General features: G+C 58.7%; 23 protein-coding genes and 1 tRNA gene. 14 read left to right on the plus strand and 10 right to left on the minus strand.

The window, feature by feature from the left end; all coding sequences use genetic code 11:
- A complete protein-coding gene (locus FHR98_RS07070) occupies nucleotides 1-1188 on the minus strand; it encodes a GNAT family N-acetyltransferase/peptidase C39 family protein (RefSeq protein ID WP_183415949.1) in 1188 nt (395 codons plus the stop codon).
- A gap of 176 nt (nucleotides 1189-1364) precedes the next feature.
- Between FHR98_RS07070 and FHR98_RS07075 the strand changes: the two genes are divergently transcribed.
- Both FHR98_RS07075 and FHR98_RS07080 read left to right on the plus strand, forming a co-directional pair.
- Nucleotides 1365-2123, plus strand: a complete 759-nt coding sequence (locus FHR98_RS07075) for an NAD kinase (protein ID WP_246377562.1) — start codon at nucleotides 1365-1367, stop codon at nucleotides 2121-2123.
- Between the two features lie 113 nt (nucleotides 2124-2236).
- Complete coding sequence (locus FHR98_RS07080; protein ID WP_183415951.1) at nucleotides 2237-3094, plus strand: HalD/BesD family halogenase; 858 nt, start codon at nucleotides 2237-2239, stop codon at nucleotides 3092-3094.
- A gap of 95 nt (nucleotides 3095-3189) precedes the next feature.
- On the opposite strand, the gene FHR98_RS07085 is transcribed toward FHR98_RS07080, so the two are convergent.
- Entirely contained in the window at nucleotides 3190-3444 is a 255-nt protein-coding gene (locus FHR98_RS07085; protein WP_221205770.1) for a DUF1127 domain-containing protein, read from the minus strand.
- 177 nt (nucleotides 3445-3621) lie between these two features.
- On the opposite strand from FHR98_RS07085, the gene FHR98_RS07090 reads away from it, so the two are divergent.
- The 4 genes from FHR98_RS07090 to FHR98_RS07105 are packed head-to-tail and all read left to right on the plus strand — an operon-like array spanning nucleotide 3622 to nucleotide 7528.
- Complete coding sequence (locus tag FHR98_RS07090) at nucleotides 3622-4563, plus strand: transcriptional regulator GcvA (RefSeq protein WP_183415952.1); 942 nt, start codon at nucleotides 3622-3624, stop codon at nucleotides 4561-4563.
- A 42-nt stretch (nucleotides 4564-4605) separates the two neighbouring features.
- Nucleotides 4606-5784 carry an acetylornithine deacetylase gene (argE, locus tag FHR98_RS07095; protein WP_322091224.1) on the plus strand — a complete coding sequence of 393 codons (1179 nt, stop codon included), beginning with the start codon at nucleotides 4606-4608 and terminating at the stop codon, nucleotides 5782-5784.
- Nucleotides 5781-6446 (plus strand): HAD family hydrolase, encoded by a 666-nt coding sequence (locus tag FHR98_RS07100; RefSeq protein WP_221205771.1) that lies wholly within the window; start codon nucleotides 5781-5783, stop codon nucleotides 6444-6446. Before argE ends, FHR98_RS07100 begins: the two co-directional genes overlap by 4 nt.
- Nucleotides 6443-7528 (plus strand): AbrB family transcriptional regulator, encoded by a 1086-nt coding sequence (locus tag FHR98_RS07105; protein ID WP_221205772.1) that lies wholly within the window; start codon nucleotides 6443-6445, stop codon nucleotides 7526-7528. The genes FHR98_RS07100 and FHR98_RS07105 overlap by 4 nt, the downstream gene beginning before the upstream one ends.
- Here the strand turns inward: FHR98_RS07105 and FHR98_RS07110 are convergent.
- The gene (locus FHR98_RS07110; protein WP_183415953.1) at nucleotides 7525-8325 is read right to left on the minus strand and encodes an SDR family NAD(P)-dependent oxidoreductase; all 801 of its coding nucleotides are present in this window, start codon (nucleotides 8323-8325) and stop codon (nucleotides 7525-7527) included. The genes FHR98_RS07105 and FHR98_RS07110 overlap by 4 nt on opposite strands.
- A gap of 207 nt (nucleotides 8326-8532) precedes the next feature.
- Here FHR98_RS07110 and FHR98_RS07115 point away from each other — a divergent pair.
- The 6 genes from FHR98_RS07115 (at nucleotide 8533) to FHR98_RS07140 (ending at nucleotide 13828) form a co-directional block, all read left to right on the plus strand.
- Nucleotides 8533-8619, plus strand: a tRNA-Leu gene (locus FHR98_RS07115).
- Nucleotides 8620-8752: 133 nt separating this feature from the next.
- Complete coding sequence (locus FHR98_RS07120; protein WP_183415954.1) at nucleotides 8753-9133, plus strand: cyclic nucleotide-binding domain-containing protein; 381 nt, start codon at nucleotides 8753-8755, stop codon at nucleotides 9131-9133.
- Between the two features lie 124 nt (nucleotides 9134-9257).
- A complete protein-coding gene (locus FHR98_RS07125) occupies nucleotides 9258-10475 on the plus strand; it encodes a winged helix-turn-helix domain-containing protein (RefSeq protein WP_183415955.1) in 1218 nt (405 codons plus the stop codon).
- A gap of 42 nt (nucleotides 10476-10517) precedes the next feature.
- Nucleotides 10518-10913, plus strand: coding sequence for a hypothetical protein (locus FHR98_RS07130; protein WP_183415956.1), 396 nt, complete (start codon nucleotides 10518-10520; stop codon nucleotides 10911-10913).
- 105 nt (nucleotides 10914-11018) lie between these two features.
- Nucleotides 11019-13106, plus strand: a complete 2088-nt coding sequence (locus tag FHR98_RS07135) for a copper resistance system multicopper oxidase (RefSeq protein WP_183415957.1) — start codon at nucleotides 11019-11021, stop codon at nucleotides 13104-13106.
- Nucleotides 13103-13828, plus strand: a complete 726-nt coding sequence (locus FHR98_RS07140) for a copper resistance protein B (RefSeq protein WP_183415958.1) — start codon at nucleotides 13103-13105, stop codon at nucleotides 13826-13828. Before FHR98_RS07135 ends, FHR98_RS07140 begins: the two co-directional genes overlap by 4 nt.
- A gap of 54 nt (nucleotides 13829-13882) precedes the next feature.
- On the opposite strand, the gene FHR98_RS07145 is transcribed toward FHR98_RS07140, so the two are convergent.
- The 6 genes from FHR98_RS07145 to sfsA all read right to left on the minus strand — a co-directional run bounded on the left by FHR98_RS07145 (nucleotide 13883) and on the right by sfsA (nucleotide 19115).
- Nucleotides 13883-14590: a hypothetical protein gene (locus tag FHR98_RS07145; protein WP_183415959.1), complete on the minus strand. Its 708-nt coding sequence runs from the start codon at nucleotides 14588-14590 to the stop codon at nucleotides 13883-13885.
- Between the two features lie 37 nt (nucleotides 14591-14627).
- Nucleotides 14628-15308, minus strand: coding sequence for a Fe2+-dependent dioxygenase (locus FHR98_RS07150; protein WP_183415960.1), 681 nt, complete (start codon nucleotides 15306-15308; stop codon nucleotides 14628-14630).
- Nucleotides 15309-15340: 32 nt separating this feature from the next.
- Nucleotides 15341-16636: an adenylosuccinate lyase gene (gene purB, locus FHR98_RS07155; RefSeq protein ID WP_183415961.1), complete on the minus strand. Its 1296-nt coding sequence runs from the start codon at nucleotides 16634-16636 to the stop codon at nucleotides 15341-15343.
- Nucleotides 16637-16783: 147 nt separating this feature from the next.
- Entirely contained in the window at nucleotides 16784-17479 is a 696-nt protein-coding gene (radC, locus tag FHR98_RS07160) for a RadC family protein (protein WP_322091225.1), read from the minus strand.
- Nucleotides 17480-17511: 32 nt separating this feature from the next.
- Nucleotides 17512-18321 carry a type I methionyl aminopeptidase gene (gene map, locus FHR98_RS07165; RefSeq protein WP_437126627.1) on the minus strand — a complete coding sequence of 270 codons (810 nt, stop codon included), beginning with the start codon at nucleotides 18319-18321 and terminating at the stop codon, nucleotides 17512-17514.
- A 92-nt stretch (nucleotides 18322-18413) separates the two neighbouring features.
- Nucleotides 18414-19115 (minus strand): DNA/RNA nuclease SfsA, encoded by a 702-nt coding sequence (gene sfsA, locus FHR98_RS07170; RefSeq protein ID WP_183415963.1) that lies wholly within the window; start codon nucleotides 19113-19115, stop codon nucleotides 18414-18416.
- Nucleotides 19116-19256: 141 nt separating this feature from the next.
- Between sfsA and FHR98_RS07175 the strand changes: the two genes are divergently transcribed.
- The gene (locus tag FHR98_RS07175) at nucleotides 19257-19676 is read left to right on the plus strand and encodes a hypothetical protein (RefSeq protein ID WP_183415964.1); all 420 of its coding nucleotides are present in this window, start codon (nucleotides 19257-19259) and stop codon (nucleotides 19674-19676) included.
- A 44-nt stretch (nucleotides 19677-19720) separates the two neighbouring features.
- Complete coding sequence (locus FHR98_RS07180) at nucleotides 19721-20476, plus strand: competence/damage-inducible protein A (RefSeq protein WP_183415965.1); 756 nt, start codon at nucleotides 19721-19723, stop codon at nucleotides 20474-20476.
- Nucleotides 20477-20572: 96 nt separating this feature from the next.
- Here the strand turns inward: FHR98_RS07180 and FHR98_RS07185 are convergent, their stop codons facing one another.
- The gene (locus tag FHR98_RS07185; RefSeq protein WP_183415966.1) at nucleotides 20573-20893 is read right to left on the minus strand and encodes a DUF1476 domain-containing protein; all 321 of its coding nucleotides are present in this window, start codon (nucleotides 20891-20893) and stop codon (nucleotides 20573-20575) included.
- Nucleotides 20894-20908 lie beyond the last annotated feature (15 nt).

A 20908-nucleotide genomic window follows, 5' to 3' on the forward strand; every position in this document is an offset into this window, starting at 1 on the left:
CTAACCTGCGCCTCTAGATGTTGTGTCTGGCGTCGACAACACGATGGCGGCGCTGAGCCTATTCTGGCCGTAGCGAGCCATGCGTTCGAGCTCCTCGCCGCGCACAGCAATGTTAATGGAATCCAAGGGTGTCTTTCCCTCGTCGCGATCGACAAAGGGGTCGTGTAGATAAAACAAACGATCATCGCAGCCCGTTACCACCACCCAATGCGGCATCTTCTCGCCCCACATTCGATAACTGCTGACGAGAACCACGGGTAGGGCGCCACTGTTCAGGAAGCGCCTCAGGTCCTTTGCCGTCAGCCGACGCCGATGCGTTGCGATCTTCGCCGCCTTGGCTTGGTTTCTGAAATCCTCCTGAACCAACTTCATGGCCTGCCGCTTTTTCATACTGCGGACCGATTGCAGGAAAAGGGACCCGGGATCGGTTACGAATATTTCTGGTTTCAATCCGCGCCGCTGCGCTGCCAAGGCAAGACCATAGGGACCACATCCTCCGTGTCCGGAAGTCATGAAGATCAAAGTGGCTTCTCGCCAGAGCCGCAGTTCTTCGGTCGTGCTTGGTTCATAGTCGGGCAAAAATGCCGATAAGGCCATCAACAGACAGGCTGGCCCACAAGTGAATTCCTGCGTCTGCTCGTAGAAGGGAACATGCGGCATGTCCGGCATGGGGCCACCGACCAACCGCTTTTCCATTCGCAGCGCATCAACGTCGTCTTCGTAATAGGCGTTCCAAATACCGATGTCGCGATAACCGGCGCGGTGATAAAGCGCGATTGCTGCGGCATTGTCGCGTCGCACCTCTAATCGGACATAAGCGCAACCCTCGTCACGCGCGGCCTCCTCCACCTCCAACAACAAGCGCGCGCCGAGATTGGCGCCGCGCTGATTGGGGAGAACCGCCAGGGAATAAAGCCGGGACAACGACGAAGTTCCGTGCAGCAGGACCAACGCATATCCCTGCAACTGTCCATCCGGCGACTCGGCTACGCGGAACAAGGCATGCCCCTTGCGCAGCAGATGATGGAAGCTCCGCCGCGATAGCTTGTCGGCACTAAAGCAAGCGTCTTCCAACGCGACGAGTTGCGCCAGATCTTCTGCCTTCGCCGGCCTGATAATTATGCCGCCGGTCGAATCCGAATCAGCGGCCGGTGCTGTCTTTTCTTTGCTGGTTGTACGGCTTCGCATTCTCGGTTCCTGAACCAACGTAACTGAGCGCACTTTGCGCAGCAGATGACGATTCCGTCTTCACGCTTACTATGCATGACAGCCACGACGAATGCACGCGGCTGGCTTGCCGCGGTCGCTTGGTTATACTCTTTGCCAGACAGCCGCCGACGGGGGGCAGTAAGGGAGGGTTTCTTTTGAAGATTGCAATCGTTTCGGCTGACTCCGGGGAAGCAAAGACAGCCGAAAAGCGTTTGAAGCAGCGCTACGGCTGCGCGGCGCCCCAGGATGCTTCTGTGATCGTTGCTCTGGGAGGCGACGGGTTCATGCTGGAAACCGCCCACGCCCACCTCGGCAGCGGCAAGGCCATCTACGGTATGAATCGTGGCACCGTCGGCTTCCTTATGAATGCCTACGATGAAGATAACCTCGAAGAGCGCCTGAGCGCTGCCGAACAGGTAAAACTCAATCCTTTGCGAATGTTGTCCCGCACAGTCGATGGACAGGAGCAGAATGCCCTGGCGATCAACGAGGTTTCGCTCCTGCGACAAAGCAGACAGGCCGCAAAAATACGTATTTCCGTCGACGGAGTGCTGCGCCTGGATGAATTGATATGCGACGGCATACTGCTATCTACGCCCGCCGGGAGCACCGCCTACAACCTCTCCGCCCATGGGCCAATCATTCCCATTGGAACCCCCTTGCTTGCGATGACGCCGATCAGCGCCTTTAGACCGCGCCGGTGGCGCGGCGCATTGCTCCCGCACCGCGCCCGGGTGCGGTTCGATGTTCTTGATGCCCAGAAGCGTCCTGTATCGGCAACGGCGGACTATACCGAGGTCCGCGATGTTGCCTCGGTCGAAGTATACGAAGACCGCGACGTCTCCGTGCCGCTGCTCTTCGACTCCGAGCACAACCTCGAAGAGCGCATTCTGCGGGAACAGTTTCTGCCCTAGCGCGTTGGTGCCCTGAGAATCCTTATCGCCCGTCTGTTTTGTGAATTGACCTTGAGCGCAAAGCCGCGCAAGCATTTCCCGTATAAGGTAGTTCGATCATCGGGGAGGATAAGATGGTTGAAAGAGCGGCCGCAGCCATCGACTTAGAGCGCTTTCCGATTCATGAAAGTCAATCTCAATCCTATCTGGCCCTCCTCGCCGAGGTACGCCAGCAACTTAAAGAAACCGGTTGTGCCCGGCTTAAGTCCTTCGTGAACTCGGCTGCAGCGCGCGCGTTGCAGGATGAAGTCAGCGGCGTCGCAGGACAGGCCTATCGTTCTTACAACAAGGTCAATCCCTACTTCACTGCCGATGACCCCACATTGCCGGCGAGCCACCCCCGCCGCCACTTCGAACGCAGGTCTAACGCCTTCATTCCGGCGGATTCCTTTGGCGCTAACAGCCTTCTCCGTGCCATTTACGAATGGCAGCCGTTTACGGACTTTATCCGATTGGCGCTGGGTGAGAGCGAGGATAGCTTCTTTCAGTATGACGACCCGCTGGCGGACGTAATCGTAAATGCCGTGGACCCCGGAGACGGTTTCCCTTGGCATTTCGATACAAACACCTACACGGTCACACTCGGCATTCAGCCCGGCGAAGGCGGCGGCACCTTCCAATACCATCCCAAGCTGCGCAGCAAGTCAGGTGAAAACTATGATCGCGTAGCCGCCGTGCTGGGTGGCGATCTGTCGGGTGTCCGCTCCCTCACCCTTGGCCCCGGTGATTTGCAGATATTCCTCGGTCGCTACTCCCTGCACCGGGTGACCGCGGTGACCGGTACAACCTCCCGCTATGTTGGAATTTTCTCTTATGCCAACGAACCGCAGATGTGCGGGCGCGTGGAACGGACCCGCCAGCTCTACGGACGGGTCCTGGATATTCACCTGCAACGGGAAGCGCTCCTGCGGGGCGATACCCTGCACGACTAAAAAAGGCGCCCGGCCCTTGTTGGACCGGGCGCCGCCAAAACGCTACCGGGGTCGTAGCGCTTGCTTAAGCCCGACTGGAACAACAGCAGGGAAGGTCAGTTCTTCCAGAAAGGCTTAGAAAGTTCGCGCTCGATGTCAGCGGCGCTGATTCCCATGTCCTTCATCATGCGCTCGTCGAGTTGTGCGAGGTTGTGGCGCTCCTGCGCACGGTACTGCCACAGCAGGAGTTTGTCCCAGGTCGCCGTGAGAAGGGATGCGATGCGCTTGCCGGCGCTCTCACGCCCGACAGAGGTCAGGCGTTCGACATCACTGCAAGTCATGCAAACCGCTCTTTGATCCATGCTCGTCATCTTTTCTCTCCTATTCGGCTTGCCTCAACGTCACCAAGAGATCGATTGAAGCGGATACCAATGGGATAGCCTTCTATCCCTGTTATCATCTATCCGAATATTGCTTCTGGTAGCCTTTGTTCACAAACGATGTTATTTCATCCTCCGGATTAGTTTTTCTCATGTTGCGAGTTGGCTATGGCCCGTCGACTTCCGCCGCTTAATGCCCTTCGCGCCTTTGAGGCAGCAGCCCGCCATCTGTCTTTCACCAAGGCCGCGTCCGAGTTGAACGTCACGCAAGCCGCGGTCAGCCATCAGGTGAAGGCATTGGAGGAGCGCCTCGGCATTCAATTATTCGTAAGAATGAACCGGCAGCTTTTGTTGACGGAGGCAGGACAAGCTTATTTGCCCGCGATCCGCGATGCCTTCGATTTGATTGCTACGGCATCGGAACGATTGGTGTCGCGAGGCGATTCCGGCCCCCTGAAGGTGACCTCTCTGAACTCCTTCGCAGCCAAATGGCTGCTGCCGCGTCTACCGGAATTCCGGAAACAGCATCCTGACATCGACGTTCTCGTCCATGCCTCTGACACCGTTATGGACTATGTGCGTGAGGGCTTTCATTGCGGACTGCGATATGGACTGGGTCGTTATCCGGGAATGACCGTGGATTTTTTGATGGCGGACCGGTGTTTTCCGTTTTGTAGCCCACGGTTAATGGATGGTCCTAATCCTCTAACTAAACTTGAGAATCTGCGCTACCATACCTTATTGAGCGACGATGCCTCGCGGGTACCGGGCATCCCTGATTGGAACGAGTGGTTGTCCGCCGCGGGTGTGGAGGGCGTCGATCCCAGCCACGGGTTGACCTACAACGATTCAGCGATGCTCGTGCAGGCCGCCGTCGAGGGCCAGGGCGTCGCGATGGGGCGGTTATCGCTGGCCGAAGGCGATCTGGCGGCCGGACGGTTGATCAAACCTTTCGACCTGGAACTGCGTTCACAGTATTCCTACTACCTAACGATACCGCCAGGCGCCCTGGACCGGCCAAAGGTGCGCGCCTTTCGCGAATGGGTTATCGAGGAGGCCCGAAAGAGCCCCCTCGGTGCAGAGGCTCAGCCGCGATCGACAAGCGCCTAGATCGCTATCGCTCAAACAAGAAAAAAGCAAACGAGGACCTCCGTGACCAACGATCAACCAAGCAGTATCAAGCCTGCCGTCCGCGAGATGATCGAACGGCTGATTGCTTTCGATACGACAAGTCGCAACTCCAACCTGGAGCTTATTCATTTCGTCCGTGATTACCTGCATACACTGGGCGTGGAATGCGAGATTGTTCACGATTCGGAGGGTAACAAGGCCAACCTTTACGCGACCATTGGTCCCCGCGACCGCGGGGGCGTCGCCCTATCGGGACACACGGACGTGGTGCCGATAGACGGCCAAGTCTGGAGCGTCGACCCCTGGCGTGTCAGCGAAACCGACGGCAAGCTCTTTGGTCGCGGCACCAGCGACATGAAGAGTTTCATCGCCGTGGCCCTGGCCATGGTTCCCCGCTTCCTGGAGAAGCCGCTCACCATGCCGCTTCACCTCTGCCTTTCCTACGACGAGGAGGTTGGTTGCCTGGGTGTGCGCGGCTTGTTGGAGTTCCTGGAAACCCAGCCGATCAAACCGCGCCTGGCAATTATCGGCGAGCCAACCTCCATGCAGGTCGTCACCGCCCATAAAGGCAAGCTCTCCATGGCCTGCCATGTCCATGGAAGCGAGGCTCACTCCTCTTTGGCGCCTTTGGCGGTCAATGCAGTGCAGGAAGCAGCCAAGGTGGTGATGAAGCTGAGTGAGATGGCCGAACGCAAGGCCAATGAAGGGCCGTTCGATACGGCCTACGACATTCCCCATACCACGGTCCATACCGGCGTGATCAGCGGCGGCACCGCACTCAACATCGTTCCCAAGGACTGCCGTTTCGAGTTCGAGTTCCGCAGCTTGCCGCAGGAGGACACTCAAGCCTTGCTGCGCGAGGTAAAAGGATATGCCCACAACGAACTGGAACCTGCCATGCAGGCCCGCGTCTCGGGCACCGGTATCCAGTTTGAGGAGCTCTCCTCCTTTCCCGGTCTGGACACACCGCCAAACGCCGAGGTCGTCGAACTGGCCAAGGCACTGACCGGAGCCAACAGTACGACCAAGGTCGCTTTCGGCACCGAGGCGGGTCTATTCGATCAGATCGGCATATCAGCCGTCGTTTGTGGCCCCGGCTCCATCGAGCAGGCACATAAGCCCGACGAGTTCATCAGCCTGGAACAGGTTGCCGCTTGCCAGCGCTTCATGGAGCGCTTGCTGGAAAGGCTGCAGGCTTGACTGGCGCGCCATTCTTGCCGACGGCACAAAAAATCAACGCCGTCGTTTTCGATCTTGGCAACGTGCTCATCCCCTGGGATCCGAGCCGGCTTTACCGGAAGATTTTTCCCAGCCCGGAAAAAGTCGACTGGTTCCTGCGGGAAGTCTGCAACGATGCCTGGAACTTGGAGATCGACCGGGGATGGCCCTTTAGCGAGGCCATCGCCGAGGCGATTTCCCGGCACCCGGATGAGCGCGAAGCCATCATCGCCTGGCAAAGCCGCTGGGCAGAGATGCTGGGTGAAGCAGACCCCGATGCGGTCAACCTGCTTCGGGACCTAAAACTGGCAGGCATGCCGCTCTATGTGCTTAGCAACTGGTCGGCGGAGACTTTTCCACTGGCCGAGGCGCTATACCCTTTCCTCGCCTGGTTCGACGGTTTGGTGATTTCAGGCCGCGAGAATGTCGTCAAGCCGGAGCCGGAAATCTACCGGCGTCTTATACAGCGCTGTGCCTGCCCCGCGTCGGAAATCCTGTTCATTGATGACCGTGAGCGAAACGTCGCCGCGGCACGGGATTTGGGTATCACCGCCTTGCTCTATCTTGGGCCGGACCGCTTGCGGAATGACTTGCTTGGGCTTGGTCTGCCCGTTGGCCCACATCAAGCGAAGGAGCGCCTGTGAGCGACCCGGCCATCCAGAAAAAGCCAACCCTCAAACGCGTGATCATCGCTTTGGTGTTGGGTACCGGCGGCGGGTGGGCGGCGCAGATGTTGCACTTGCCGCTGGCCTGGATGATCGGGGCTATGCTGACCGTCACCGTGGCCGCCACTGCCGGGCTTCCAGTCGCCATCCATCCGCTGTTGCGCCAGATCATGGTAGCGGTACTGGGTGTCTTGCTGGGGTCGTCCTTTTCCCCGGAACTGCTCGACCACTTGGCCGACTGGAGTATGACGCTCACCGCCCTGGCCGCTTATTGTGCGATTGGTGGCGGCTTGAGCTATCTCTATTTCCGCTTCGTCGCCAAGTACGACCCGGTGACCGCCTATTTCGCCGGTATGCCCGGCGGCTTGACCGAGATGATCCTGGTCGGTAGTTCGCTGGGTGGCGACGCGCGGCAAATATCCCTGACGCACGCTTCGCGCATTCTGATCGTTATCATGACCCTGCCCTTTGCCTTCCAAATTCTGGAGGGTTACGAGCCTGCCGCCAGACCGCCGCCAGGACCGCCGCTGCTTGAATTGCTCGGCAGCGACGTCGCCATTTTGGTTGCCTGCGGCATTGTTGGCTTCCTGTGCGCCAGGGCGCTCCGTATTCCGGCCGCCGGGTTGGTTGGCCCCATGGCGCTTTCGGCAATCGCCCACTTGAGCGGTTGGACAGCAGCAAAGCCGCCCTTTGAACTGATTGCCGCCGCGCAGGTGGTCGTCGGCAGCGCCATCGGTGCACGCTTTGCCGGCGTCAGCCTAGCGCTGATACGACGCGCGCTCTTCTACTCGCTAGGCGGCACGGCGATCTTGGTTGCGGTCACACTGGTCTTCGCCTTCACGCTGACGCTTGTCACCGGCATCCGCCCGGACGCGCTCGTCCTGGCCTTCTCCCCCGGTGGCCTGGCCGAAATGAGCCTCATCGCCCTGGCGCTGTCTATGGATGCAGCCTTCGTCGCAACGCACCACATCATCCGCATTTTCTTGATCGTGGTGATGGCGCCCATGGCCTTCAGGCTGCTCAACCCCAACCTTAAGGTGACCGAAAAGAGCGGCCTCTAGCTGAACTTGGCCGATAAGCCGCCATCGACGATCAATTCCGTCCCCGTGATGTATTTCGCATCATCGGAAGCCAGGAACAGCGCCGCGTTAGCTACGTCCCAGGCGTCGCCCATGTGGCCCATTGGGCACTGCGCGTCGCGCGCTTCTATCATCTTATCGACGCTGCCTTCGCCATAGTGGCCCTTTAGCGGCTCGACAATCATCGGCGTATTCATCAAGCCCGGCAGGATGGCGTTCGCGCGGATGCCCTTGGGGGCATACTGCAGGGCGATGCCCCGGGTAAAGGGAATGATGGCTCCCTTGCTGGTGTAATAGGTGATGTAGGGTACGCCGGTGTAGCGGATTCCGGCCACCGAAGAGATGTTGACGATCGCCCCCTTGCCCTGTGCTTCCATGATCGGCAGCACGTGCTTGCACGTCAGGAAGAAGGATTTGAGGTTGATATCCATCACCCGGTCCCAATCTTCGACGGGCAATTCAACCGGCCCACGCGTGTCCAGGATACCAACGTTGTTGTGCAGCACATCGACGCGGCCGTAGACCTCCTTGGCGCGCTTCACAAGCGCTTCGACCTGATCGGGCTTGGAGACATCGGCGGCATGGGCCGTCGCCTCTCCACCCTCGCCGCGAATGATCTCGACGGTTTCCTCCGCCGCCTCGGCCCGCAGGTCGACGCAGAAGACCTTGCCGCCCTCGCGGGCATAGAGCGCGGCGGCGGCCTTGCCGTTGCCCCAGCCCGGTCCGCTGGACCCCGCCCCGATCACCAGACAGACCCTGTCCCGCATCCTCTCGCCCATGCCAGAATTCCTCCCTGTTTGTACGGTTGAATGACGCTGACCCAAGTCTAACCCGGAGCCATCGGCCAAGCCCATAGGCTAAGACGGCACAGGGGCGACAGGGGGGCGACATGGGGGCGACATGCGTTCTATGACCGGGAAGCGCACCTCAGGGCTTGCAGGAATCGCAATGAACAACGAAAGTACGGCCCGCGGCGGTAATAGCACGGCCCCTTGGCGGAACCGGTAGACGCAGCAGACTTAAAATCTGCGACCCGTAAGGGTGTGGGAGTTCGAGTCTCCCAGGGGCCACCACGCACCCTTTCAAGCTCCGCCCAACAGCCCGCAAACTCCCGGATTCTGGAATCTTCTTGGCGTAAAACCGCCGTTCAGCCATGATGTGTAAAATTTAACGATAAAAACCGTAGGACAATCGGGAGTTGTTCGCATGCTCAAGCGCGTGACCTTTGAGCCCGGCGCGGTACTTTGCAGGGAAGGTGAGCCAGCCGATGTCGCCTATTTTCTGGAGCGCGGAGAGGTCGACCTGACCGCGTTTGGCGACACGCATAAGATCTTCTCGGGTGATGTCTGCGGCGAAGCGGCGTTGCTCGGCTCCTCCTATCACGCCACCGCCGTTGCGGTGTCCGAGGTGGAAGCCCTGAGCGCCAGTCGCGAGGACCTGTTGCAGATTATCTATACCGACCCGCAGAAGGCCGAGCTTTTCTTCGACTGCGTGATCCGCAAGGTGGCGGCGCTTTACCGTACCCTGGACCGTTTGAAGAACGAACAGACCCAGCCCGCTGCACAAGAGGATCGCCTCGTCGGCTAGCGGCGCCAACCGGACTTGCAAAAGGGAAAGTATCTGACCGAAACTGCGATCGAGCGTTTCGGGTCGGCTGAGGCCGTCCTTCCCAGTTTCAATCTCCTAGCGCGACAGGGATGGCCGTCCGGCAATGGCTGCAGGCGATAAGACACTTCCCCGTATCACGAACCGCCAGGCCCGGCGTTTGCTGCTGGCCGCCCAGGGACTGATGGAACACCCTGGCCGAAAACTCGACCAACCCGGACTGCTGGCTTTGATCAAGCAGATCGGCTTCGTCCAGGTCGATTCCATCAACACGGTCGAACGGGCACATCACCAAATTCTCTTTGCCCGCAATCAAACCTATCGCCAGAAGCAATTGACCCGCCTGCTGGAACGCGACCGGGCCCTGTTCGAGAACTGGACCCACGACGCTTCCATTATCCCCAGCGCGTTTTATCCCTTCTGGCAACGTCGCTTCGAGCGCGAGAGCGAGGCTCTGGCCGCACGCTGGCGCAAGTGGCGGCGCGAGGGTTTCGAGTATTACCTGGAACACGTCTTGCAACGGGTCACCGATGAGGGTCCGTTGATGGCCCGCGATTTCGGCGAGGAAGGCAACAAACCAAAGGGCGGATGGTGGGACTGGCATCCGGAGAAAACCGCCCTGGAGTACCTCTGGCGCACGGGACAACTGGCGGTGGCGCGGCGCGAGGGTTTTCAGAAGGTCTACGACCTACCGGAGCGCGTCGTCCCGCCCGAGCACCTCCAACCCCCGCCCGATCCGGCGGCTTTTACCGACTGGAAATGCCGCAGCGCCCTGCAACGCCTGCACTTTGGCACTTCCGGCGAGATCGCCGCCTTCTGGGGGGCCCTCGCGGCCGACGAGGCGGCGCGCTGGTGCAAGAAAGCTCTGGCCAAAGGTGAGTTGGTGCAAGTTGAGGTCGAAGGAACGGACGGAGGAAAACCCAGGGTCTGCCTGGCCTTCCCGGATCTGTTGGACAGCCTGGACGGTTTGGCGGATCCGCCGGCACGCCTCCGGGTGCTCAGCCCCTTCGATCCGCTGATCCGTGACCGTCAGCGCCTGGAGCGAGTCTTCGGCTTCACCTACCGGATCGAGGTATTCGTGCCGGCGGCAAAACGGCAATACGGCTACTACGTTTTCCCCTTGCTGGAAGGCGAACGGATGGTTGGGCGCATCGACATGAAGCATGATCGGGCGACCGGCACCCTGGGTGTAAAGGCCGTCTGGTGGGAAGCCGGGATCAAGCCAAGCAAGGGCCGTGTTGGAGCGCTTGAAGCGGAACTGGAGCGCCAGCGCCGTTTCACCAAGGCCGAGCGGGTGAATTTTGACGATGGCTGGCAGCGCTGAAATTGAGTCCTTGACCTTCCACCTACTGGAACCCTTATCTAGATGGTTATGAAACGGTTCGTCAGTCTCTTCACAGCTTTTCTGATCGTTGCACCCCTGCTGGTGCAAACGGCGGGAACTGGTTTGCTCAACCTGAGCCCGACGGCATCGGGCAAGGGACTGGCGGTCACAGCAACGATGGACCACACCGCGCATTTGGCAGCCGCAGAGCCCACGACCACGGAAACGACCAGCCCAAGCGAGGGACAGCCACAGCGCCATCATCCGTCTCACGGTGGGCTCTGCGCTCTGTTTTGTGCAAATCCGATGGCGCAGTCCTTGCCTGAATTAAGCGTCGCGGCATTATTTGCAACCCTGCAGAAATGGCGGACTCCGCCACTGTTGTCCCCGTGGCGCGGCTTCGCCGAGATTTCACCACCACCTCCCCGACGGGCTTAGGCCGACAAAAAGTCGGTCTTAATGACAAGGCATTTGCCGCGTACTCTCGGAAGTTCTTGAGAATTCTCGGCGCGTTCTTAGCCCAATCAGTTCGGGAACAAGACCATGACAAACAAACTCAACCTACGACCGGCGAGGGCTTTAGCCCTGGCGCTTGGTCTGACGGCATTGCTGAACGACGCTACCGCGGCCAATGCCGCGCCCTACGAGTTGACGATTGACCCCGTAACGGTAACCAGCGGAGGCGAGTCACGTGCGGCCATTGGCTACAACGGCCAAATTCCAGGACCAACGCTTTACCTGAAGGAAGGTGACGAAGCCGTAATCGCCGTTACCAACAACCTCGATGAAAGCTCATCCGTCCACTGGCATGGCATCATCTTACCGTCCGATCAGGACGGCGTTCCAGGGATCAGCTTCCCGGGAATCGCGCCGGGTGAGACCTTCACTTATCGCTTCCCGGTAAAACAGAGCGGCACCTACTGGTTTCATAGCCATTCGGGGCTTCAAGAGCAGGAGGGAGCCTACGGTTCAATCGTCATCGAACCGAAGACTCCAGACCCCTTCCATTACGATCGGGACTATGTGGTCGTCCTTTCCGATCGTCATCCGGACAAGGCGACAACAATTCTCTCAAACTTGAAGAAGTCGGCCGATTACTACAACCGTCAGCAAAGAACCCTTCTGGACTTCTTGAAGGACAGCAGAGAGAAAGGCACCGCAGCCACGCTTGCGGATCGGCTTGCCTGGGGTGAGATGCGGATGACACCCACCGACATTGCCGACGTCCAGGGGTACGATCTCCTAATCAATGGCCAGACAGCGGAGCAGAACTGGACGGCTGATTTCAACCCCGGGGAGCGTCTTCGTCTACGCCTCATCAATGCTTCGGCTATGACTTACTTCGATGTGCGTATACCCGGCCTCCAGATGACTGTCGTCCAGGCGGATGGCAACAATGTGGAGCCGGTAACGGTGGATGAACTCCGTATCGCAGTCGCTGAAACCTACGATGTGTTGGTCGAACCGAAAGAGGAAACAGCCTACAGCCTTCTTGCCGAATCCATGTCACGCAGCGGCATGACACGCGCGACACTCGCAGCCGGTGGTAGCAGCAGCAGCACTGTTCCGGAAGGTCGCGAACCGCCGCTCCTAACCATGGCGGACATGGGCATGAGTATAGACCACGGCGGCATGATGCAGCATGGGACGGCGCCCAAGAGTGACGACGGCGCCATGAAAATGGACCACGGCGGCATGATGCAGCATGGGATGGCGCCCAATAGCGACGACGGCGCCATGAAAATGAACCACGGCAGCATGATGCAGCATGGGATGGCGCCCAAAAGCGACGGCGGCGCCATGAAAATGGACCACGGCGGCATGATGCAGCATGGGATGGCACCCAAAAGCGACGACGGCGCCATGAAAATGGACCACGGCGGCATGATGCAGCATGGGACGGCGCCCAAGAGTAACGGCGGCACCTTGAAAATGGATCACGGCAGCATGATGCAGCATGGGATGGCGCCCAAAAGCGACGACGGCGCCATGAAAATGGATCACGGCGGCATGATGCAGCATGGGATGGCGCCCAAGAGTGACGGCAGCACCATGAAAATGGATCACGGCGGCATGATGAAGCATGGAGCGTTGCCGGAAGCCTCCGTCTCTGCTGAGGTCGATCCGTTCTATGCGCCCGGCAGTGGCCTGGTACCGACAACGTTTGTCGAAGGCGGAAGGTTCCTGTCCTATGCGGATTTAAAGGCTGTGACGCCGCTCTATGAAAAACGCGAGCCTGTCAGGGAGATCGAAATTAGATTGACCGGCAACATGGAGCGCTACTTCTGGTCCATGAACGGCGTCAAGTACTCCGACGCGGACCCCATCAGACTGCAGTACGGCGAGCGGGTCAGGTTCAAGTTCGTAAACGAAACGATGATGACGCATCCAATGCATCTGCACGGCATGTGGATGATACTTGATAGTGGTAAAGGCGCCCAGAACCCGGCAAAGCATACGATCAGCATTGCGCCGGGCACCACGGTCTATGCAGAGACCGAGGTAGACGCCCCCGGACAATGGGCGTTTCACTGCCACCTGCTCTACCACATGGCCACCGGCATGTTTAACAAGGTCATCGTCGAAGGCGGGCCGCAAGCAGCGCTGCCTGGCGGGGAGGTAAAAGGATGACCCGCTTCATGAACCAACTAAGGATACTGGCAATCACAGCCTTTATCCTGGGCATCCCATCGATCGTTTGGGCCGCAGAAATGGATGCGGGAATTTTCACAGCCATCGATATCGAAGTCCTTGAGTATCGGGTTCAAGAGGGCAAGGACCTAGCCGTCTGGGAGGGAGAGTTCCGTGCAGGCGACGACGACAACAAGGCCGTCCTACGCAGCGAAGGCGAGTACATCGTTAATGGTGACCACGTTGACTCCGCGGAATTTCAACTGCTCTACCGTCGCCTCATCAGTGATTTTTACGATCTGCAAGCCGGTGCTCGTTTCGACTTGGAACCGAACCCGACCCGAGCCTACGCGGTGCTTGGGATTACCGGTTTGGCGCCGCAATGGATAGAACTGGAGGCAAACCTGTTCCTCAATGATAAAGGGGATTTGTCAGCCCGCGTCGAAGCCGACACCGACTTCCTGTTGACCCAGAGGTTGATCCTGCAACCCAAGGCCGAGATCAATTTTGCCTTTTCCGACGACGAGCCTACCGGGACCGGGACCGGCTTCACGACTCTGGAAACCGGTCTTCGACTGCGTTACGAGGTTTCCCGGGAGGTGGCGCCCTACATCGGCGTAAACTGGGAACGCAAGTTCGGAAATACCGAAGATTTAGCCCGGGAAGACGGCGAAGAGTACGACTCCTTTGCCATCGTCGCCGGCGTCAAACTGCTGTTCTGAGAAACCACGACCGGGGCGGCTTAGCGCCGCCCCGGAAACGCTCATCGGGCTCTTTCACCATTTCGCGCAACGGCGCTGAACTTCGCGGTACTCGCGGGGTAAGTCGACCTTCTGCTGGGTCGTCGTCATGGATTCTTCCAAGCGCTTGAAAATCGGCATGACCAGGGCGCGCAGCTGGTTGAGGCTGTCCGCCTTGGCCGCATCGGCGTCTTTGGCATATCTAGGTTCGGTGGGGCGCGGCAGGTTCAGGGAACTAAGCGACTTGTGGAAACGATCCCTGTATTGGCGAATGTGCGTTTGGGCCACCTGCACGTGTTTTGCCTCGTGCTGCAGGATGGCCCGGTAGTTGCAACTTCTTTCAGAGTACTCCTTGGCCACATAGATGACGGGGGTCTCGTAGGCAACCGTCAGTACAACCCGGTTCAGCCAAAAACAAATGCCCTCCCCTTGCGGGTAGTACTTGATCTGCTGTTCCAGCGTCAGCGTGACACCGTGCTGGTGCAGTCCCTGAATAGAACCGGAGAGATCGCCCGATATAATGCCCAGGGCCGCACGGTCCTTGGAGTGATCGATCCTGGCTTTGGGAATTTCGGATTCGACCCTGATATCATATTGCTCACCCGGTATCGCTTTACAAGATGCCGCCTGCGCAGCGTCGGCGCTGAACAGCGCGGACACGCCCGCTGCGGCCACCAGGGTCAGCGACTTGATATATACGTTCCTCATGTCCTGAATTGTGGCACTGGGGCTCTTCTGCTGCACCCGCAAAGTCTCCGACGGGTCGCAAAAGGCCACAGCTTCAGATCTCCGCCCATTGGCGGACCAAGTTGCCGTAGACCTTCTCCAATCGAATCGCCTCCGGGTGCTCCTTTCCCTGCGGCGTGCTACGAATGAAGAAACTGATGGCCAGACCGATATCAAGGAGAGCCTGACGCTGTTCCGGCGACCGAACCAGTGACTGCAACCAAAGGATCGCGACCCGCCGCTCACCCCGTTGCACGGGATTGACCCTGTGCAGCACCGTCGTCGGATATAGCACGATGGATCCCTTGGGAAGCTTCACGGTTTCCGGTCGAATATCGGTATTGAGCACCAGTTCGCCGCCGTCATAATCAGTCGGATCATTGAGGAAGATCGTTGCTGAAAGGTCCGCACGGAACCTCTCTGGCCCGCTCATCAGCGTGTTGTCACTGTGATCGTGGTAGAAGGCCCCCTCGCCATAAAGCGAAAACAAGATGTTGCCTATGAACTTGGGTTGAGTGATCAACCTGATATCGTTGTTGCGCTCCAGGGCTGCCCGTACGATTTCGTCGAGGCCCTTGCGTTCCGGACTGGAAACAGTCACTTCACGGTTGTTTTTTCGTTGGATGTTTGCCTTGCCAGCCGTCCTACCTCCGTCGGAGAGTGGCGCCTTCTCGATCCGGCGATTGATATCCGCCACTTCCTCGGCTGTAAGGATGTTGGGCAGGGTAAAGATCATCAGGACTTCCTTCCATTGTCGCCTCCATGTGGTCACACACCAAAAATTCGCTGGAAAATCACGTCCACATTCTTGGTGTGATACCCCATGTCGAAACAGGTCTCCAAGTCAGCTTCAGCGATATGCGCGATCACTTCCGCGTCAGTCTTCAGCTCTTCCAAGAAGTCCTTACCCTCGGTCCAGACTTTCATCGCATTGCGTTGGACGGCGCTGTAGGCCGCCTCTCGGCTCATTCCGGCTTGCGTCAGGCCTAATAGAACGCGCTGCGAATGGACTAAACCGCCCAGCATATCCAAGTTGCGCTTCATGTTGTCAGGATAGACAAGCAGCTTCTCAACGACGCCAGCCAAGCGGTTCAAAGCAAAATCCAGCGTGACCGTCGCATCAGGTCCGAACATGCGCTCAACCGACGAATGGGAAATATCGCGCTCGTGCCACAAGGTCACGTTCTCCAGCGCCGGAACCACGGCGGCTCGTACCACGCGGGCAAGACCCGTCAGGTTCTCCGTCAGGACCGGATTGCGCTTGTGGGGCATCGCCGAGGAGCCTTTCTGACCAGGCGAAAAATATTCCTCGGCCTCGTAGACTTCACTGCGCTGCAAGTGTCTGATTTCGGTCGCGAGATTCTCAAGGGAAGCGGCTACGACCCCCAAGGTCGCGAAAAAGTAGGCATGGCGGTCCCGTGGGATGACCTGCGTCGAGTGCGGTTCGATGGTCAACCCCATTTTCTCGGCAACATGCTGTTCGACCGAAGGGTCAATGTTGGCGAAGGTTCCAACCGCACCCGAAATCGCACAAGTGGCGATCTCATCACGGGCTCGGGCAAGGCGTTCGCGGTTACGGGCAAAGGCTGCATAATGCCCGGCAAGCTTCAAACCGAACGTCGTGGGCTCGGCGTGGATACCGTGTGAACGCCCCAGACAGATCGTATCCTTGAATTCGAAGGCCCGCGTCTTCAAGGCTGCCAGGACCCGATCCAGGTCGGCCAGCAACAGGTCCGCCGCCTGTTTCAACTGAACGGCAAGACAGGTATCCAACACATCCGATGACGTCATGCCCTGATGCACAAAGCGGGCCTCGGGTCCCACGTGCTCGGCTAGGTTGGTGAGAAAGGCGATGACATCGTGTTTTGTCTCGCGCTCGATCTCGTCAATTCGCTCTATATCCCAAGCACCCCGCTCCCAAACCGCCTTTGCCGCCGCTTCGGGAATGACGCCCAACTTGGCCTGCGCATCGCAAGCATGGGCCTCGATTTCAAACCAAATGCGGAATTTGTTTTCCGGCTCCCAGATGCGTGTCATCTCGGGTCGGGAATAACGGGGGATCATGGGCGTCTCACTCCGGAAGCAGGGTTGGCGGGAATCACTGTGCCAAGAACAGTGCCGCCTAAAAAGCAAGGCAAGGCCCCCATGTGTCAAGCCCCGATCCGTGGCTGCGCGGCGCGACTTTGACCGCGCGCATAAACTTCGCACCAGTCAGAACAGGCCCAGGCTTTTGAGGCTGGTGTGGCCGCCCTTACCGATAATGAGGTGGTCGTGCACTTCGATCCCTAGCTTTCCCGCAGCCTCAACGATCTCACGGGTGATCGCGATATCCTGTTTGGAGGGGGTCGGGTCGCCGGAAGGGTGGTTATGAATCAAAATGATCGAGGATGCTCCCAGGTCAAGCGCCCGCTTGATGACTTCGCGAGGATAAACAGGCGTATGATCGACGGTGCCGCGCTGCTGCTCTTCGTCGCTGATCAGACGGTTCTTGCGGTCCAGGAACAGCAGGTGAAAGCGTTCAACCTTCTCCTCGGCCAACATGATGCGCGCGTAGTTCAGCACCTTGTTCCAGGACGACAGCACCGGGCGCTCGCGAATCTCCTCCCGCGCCAGACGCAAGGCTGCTTCCTGTACGATCTTGAGGGCAACCACCGATGCCTCGCCGAGACCGGGAAGGCGCGCCAAGTCCTCGGCCGGTGCCGACAGCAGCGCCGACAGCGAGCCGAAGCGGCGCAGCAGGTCCTTGGCCAACGGCTTGACGTCACCGCGCGGCCGTGCGCCGAACAGCAACAATTCAATGACTTCATAGTCCGACAGCGCGCTGCCGCCACGTAGCAAAAAGCGCTCCCGCAGTCGCTGGCGATGTCCGAAATAGTGAGGCGGCTCTCTTAGTTCTTTTTCTGCCACCGCCGCAGACCCCCCTGGTGCAAAAGCTCCCCCTATCCGTATGGCGGCTTATGCCACCCTTTCGGCGAAAGCGTGAAAATCTCGAATCCGTCCGCCGTTACGCCGATGGAATGTTCAAATTGAGCGGACAGCTTGCGGTCGCGCGTCACCGCCGTCCAGCCGTCATCCAGCACTTTTACGTCATAGCGTCCGGCGTTGATCATCGGCTCGATGGTGAAAAACATGCCTTCGGTCAAAGACATCCCCTGGCCTCGGCGTCCGTAGTGAAGAACCGAGGGCGCAGTGTGAAACACTCTTCCCAGGCCATGGCCGCAGAAATCGCGCACGACCGAGAAGCGGTTTGCCTCGGCATAGCTTTGAATCGCATGGCCAATGTCGCCGAGAGTTGCCCCCGGTCGCACAACTTCTATGCCTTTCATCATGCAGTCGTAGGTGACATCGATCAGCTTGCGGGCTTTGACGCTGGGTTTGCCAACAAAGAACATGCGGCTGGTATCGCCGTACCAGCCGTCCAGGATCACGGTGACGTCGATGTTGAGGACATCGCCGTCCAGCAGCACTTTCCGGTCGCTAGGGATACCGTGGCAAACGACATGATTGACCGAGGTGCAGATCGATTTGGGAAACCCCTTGTAGTTTAGGGGGGCGGGGACGGCGTTATGCGCAACGATAAAATCATGGCACAGCCGATCCAGATCTTCGGTCGTCACACCGGGACCAACATGCGGTGTAATAAAATCCAGCGTTTCCGCCGCCAAAAGGCCCGCCGCCCGCATGCCCGCATACCCAGCCTCGCCGTAGAGGGACACCCGCCCCTCCGGCGTGGTTAATTCCTTGATCATCGCGCTTTCGTTCATCCGCAAGCCGTTCCGTTCCTTGAAATCCTAAAACCCACCTAGCCGGCCCGCGTTCAACAAGGACGCGGATGCGCTTCTTAGATATGTACCCGCAAGCCGTGATCCAGGACGATTTTTTCCTGATCCAGTTTACAGCAATAGGCGAAGGCTTCCACACCGCTCCGTCGGGCCATCCGAAAAGCCTCCGCATAGGCTGGATCTATGTCCTCTGCCAGTCCCACAAGACTGCAATCGCTTCGCTGTACCAAAAACAACATCACCGCGCGATACCCGTTCTGCGCCATTGACGCCAAAGCCTCTAAATGCTTGCGTCCGCGCACCGTCACGGCATCGGGAAACTCCGCTCGTTCCTTGGCGCGACACAGTGTGACGGATTTGACCTCCAAATAGCAGTCGGCAAAGCCTTCCCCCTGCAGAAGAAAGTCAATGCGGCTATTGTCGGCATAACGCACCTCAGCCTGATGCGACCGGTAGCCCTTTAGTTCCGTAATCGCACCTTGGACAAGCGCTTCTCCGACGATTCGGTTGGCGTGGCCAGTGTTGATTCCTACCAAACCGCTGGGCAACTCTGTCATCTCCCAACTCAGGGGAAGTTTGCGTTTTGGGTTGCTTGACCGTGAAAGCCAGACCCGCGCGCCCGGGTCGGCCAACCCGGTCATTGCGCCGGGATTTGCGCAGTGCACGGTCGTTTCGCTACCATCGGGCAAAATAACATCTGCGAGAAATCGCTTGTAGCGCTTTACCAGGGTAGCGGGTATCAGGGGCTGCGACAGGTTCATGACGCGGGCAGCTTGCGCGAACGAGGTTGCCTTCCGCAAGAACCTTCGGTTTCACGCGCTCTTGTTTCGCTGCGGTCTTGAAAGATTCGTTAAAGAGGAACAGGTTAGTCTAATAAGCTTATTGGTTGTCTGGAGCGTTATATGCAGTCGGTTTCAACGTCTATTTGTTTCAGCGTCATGGCCTTGCTGCTGCTGGCTGCCTGCGCGGACAGCCCCCGCCAGGAAGAAGCGACTCCGGCCGGGACCACCGCGCCCGACACCACCGAAAGCACTGACACGACCAAGAACGCCGCCACCGGGTCTGAACCCTTGGTCATTACTCCCGAGCCTCAGGACGCAAAGCGTCAGCAGGCTATTGAGTCCTGCTACCTCTACGCCGACGCGCAGGTACGCTCGTCCCAACGGATCGATCAGGATATCAATCAGCGCAACAGCACCATGGGTTTTGGCGGCGGCTATCAGTCCTTCAAAGATCAAGTCGACCCATACGCCTACAAGCAACAGCGCCAGTCTCTGTTCCAAAGCTGCATGAATTCTCAAGGCTACGGCAAGTCCGAGTAGTCTGAACGAGTATGGGTTCGCTCATCCGGGATTGGTAAAACAACATGACGAGAGACGAGGACGTAAAGGCCGCGTTGCTGATCATCGGCAATGAAATCCTGTCGGGGCGGACCAAGGATGCCAACCTCTCTTACATCGGCGAGCGCTTGAACACGCTGGGTATTCGTTTGGCCGAAGTCCGTGTTGTGGCGGACGACGAGGTGGATATTGTCGAGGCATTGAATGCGCTGCGCGCGCGGTACAGCTATGTCTTTACGACCGGCGGTATCGGGCCGACGCATGACGACATAACGGCCGGATGCATCGCAAAGGCCTTTGGATTGCCGCTGATCGAGAACCCGCAGGCCCGCGCGCTTTTAGAAGCACACTACGAACCGGGGCAGCTCAATGCCGCGCGCCTGCGTATGGCGCGAACCCCGGAAGGGGCGGAACTCATAGAGAACCCCGTCAGCACCGCGCCGGGCTTCAGAGTTGAAAACGTTTATGTGATGGCCGGCGTTCCCCGCATCATGCAAGCCATGTTCGAGAGCGTCGCACCCACACTGGTAGGCGGCAAACCATTGCTGTCTCGCACCGTCGTCTGCGACCTCCCCGAAGGTCGCGTCGCCGAGGGGCTCGCAAGAATCCAAAGCCATTTCCCGGAAGTGCAGATTGGCAGCTATCCGTCATTCCGTGCGGGCAACTATGGCACCAATTTGGTCTTGCGGGACACCGACGACGAGCGGCTCTCCGCCGCCGCAGCCGAGGTTTTCAAACTCGTCGCCGACCTCGGTGGCAATCCAATGAACGATCCGCACTGACGAAGTCGCTGGATTTGTTGATTCAGAAAAGAAAAGCGCCGCCTGAAGGACGACAGACGGCGCTTTTTTCTAATGGTGCTGACGGTTGTTTCGACTCTATTCGGTCATGACCTGCTGTTTGGCGACACCCAGTATCTCTTCCAGCTTCACCCGCAGGCGATGCTCAGACATTTCGATACCTTTGGCAGCGAAATCGCCCATTACCTTGCGGACCAGATCCGCATCGCCCGGCTCTTCCATGTCCGAGGCCACAACCTCACGCGCATAGGCGTTTGCCTCATCGCCGGTCAGACCAAGCAGTTCCGCCGCCCAAAGGCCAAGCAACTTGTTGCGGCGCATCTCAACCTTGAACTGTAGTTCCTGATCGTGCTTGTACTTGTCTTCGAAAACCTTCTCGCGTTGATCAAAGGTGGTCATGGCGTCATGCACTCC

The sequence above is a fragment of the Limibacillus halophilus genome (assembly GCF_014191775.1).
GTDB lineage: Bacteria > Pseudomonadota > Alphaproteobacteria > Kiloniellales > CECT-8803 > Limibacillus > Limibacillus halophilus.

Bases quoted from the DNA above. Each gene is read 5' to 3' on its own strand.
- FHR98_RS07080 (WP_183415951.1), top strand. From the start codon at position 2,237: ATGGTTGAAAGAGCGGCCGCAGCCATCGACTTAGAGCGCTTTCCGATT.
- FHR98_RS07110 (WP_183415953.1), bottom strand. From the start codon at position 8,325: ATGGGCGAGAGGATGCGGGACAGGGTCTGTCTGGTGATCGGGGCGGGG.
- FHR98_RS07175 (WP_183415964.1), top strand. From the start codon at position 19,257: ATGCAGTCGGTTTCAACGTCTATTTGTTTCAGCGTCATGGCCTTGCTG.
- FHR98_RS07085 (WP_221205770.1), bottom strand. From the start codon at position 3,444: ATGACGAGCATGGATCAAAGAGCGGTTTGCATGACTTGCAGTGATGTC.
- FHR98_RS07150 (WP_183415960.1), bottom strand. From the start codon at position 15,308: ATGATCTTTACCCTGCCCAACATCCTTACAGCCGAGGAAGTGGCGGAT.
- FHR98_RS07135 (WP_183415957.1), top strand. From the start codon at position 11,019: ATGACAAACAAACTCAACCTACGACCGGCGAGGGCTTTAGCCCTGGCG.
- FHR98_RS07070 (WP_183415949.1), bottom strand. From the start codon at position 1,188: ATGCGAAGCCGTACAACCAGCAAAGAAAAGACAGCACCGGCCGCTGAT.
- purB (WP_183415961.1), bottom strand. From the start codon at position 16,636: ATGATCCCCCGTTATTCCCGACCCGAGATGACACGCATCTGGGAGCCG.
- sfsA (WP_183415963.1), bottom strand. From the start codon at position 19,115: ATGAACCTGTCGCAGCCCCTGATACCCGCTACCCTGGTAAAGCGCTAC.
- FHR98_RS07130 (WP_183415956.1), top strand. From the start codon at position 10,518: ATGGTTATGAAACGGTTCGTCAGTCTCTTCACAGCTTTTCTGATCGTT.
- FHR98_RS07090 (WP_183415952.1), top strand. From the start codon at position 3,622: ATGGCCCGTCGACTTCCGCCGCTTAATGCCCTTCGCGCCTTTGAGGCA.
- FHR98_RS07180 (WP_183415965.1), top strand. From the start codon at position 19,721: ATGACGAGAGACGAGGACGTAAAGGCCGCGTTGCTGATCATCGGCAAT.
- FHR98_RS07185 (WP_183415966.1), bottom strand. From the start codon at position 20,893: ATGACCACCTTTGATCAACGCGAGAAGGTTTTCGAAGACAAGTACAAG.
- FHR98_RS07120 (WP_183415954.1), top strand. From the start codon at position 8,753: ATGCTCAAGCGCGTGACCTTTGAGCCCGGCGCGGTACTTTGCAGGGAA.
- FHR98_RS07140 (WP_183415958.1), top strand. From the start codon at position 13,103: ATGACCCGCTTCATGAACCAACTAAGGATACTGGCAATCACAGCCTTT.
- map (WP_437126627.1), bottom strand. From the start codon at position 18,321: ATGATCAAGGAATTAACCACGCCGGAGGGGCGGGTGTCCCTCTACGGC.
- FHR98_RS07125 (WP_183415955.1), top strand. From the start codon at position 9,258: ATGGCTGCAGGCGATAAGACACTTCCCCGTATCACGAACCGCCAGGCC.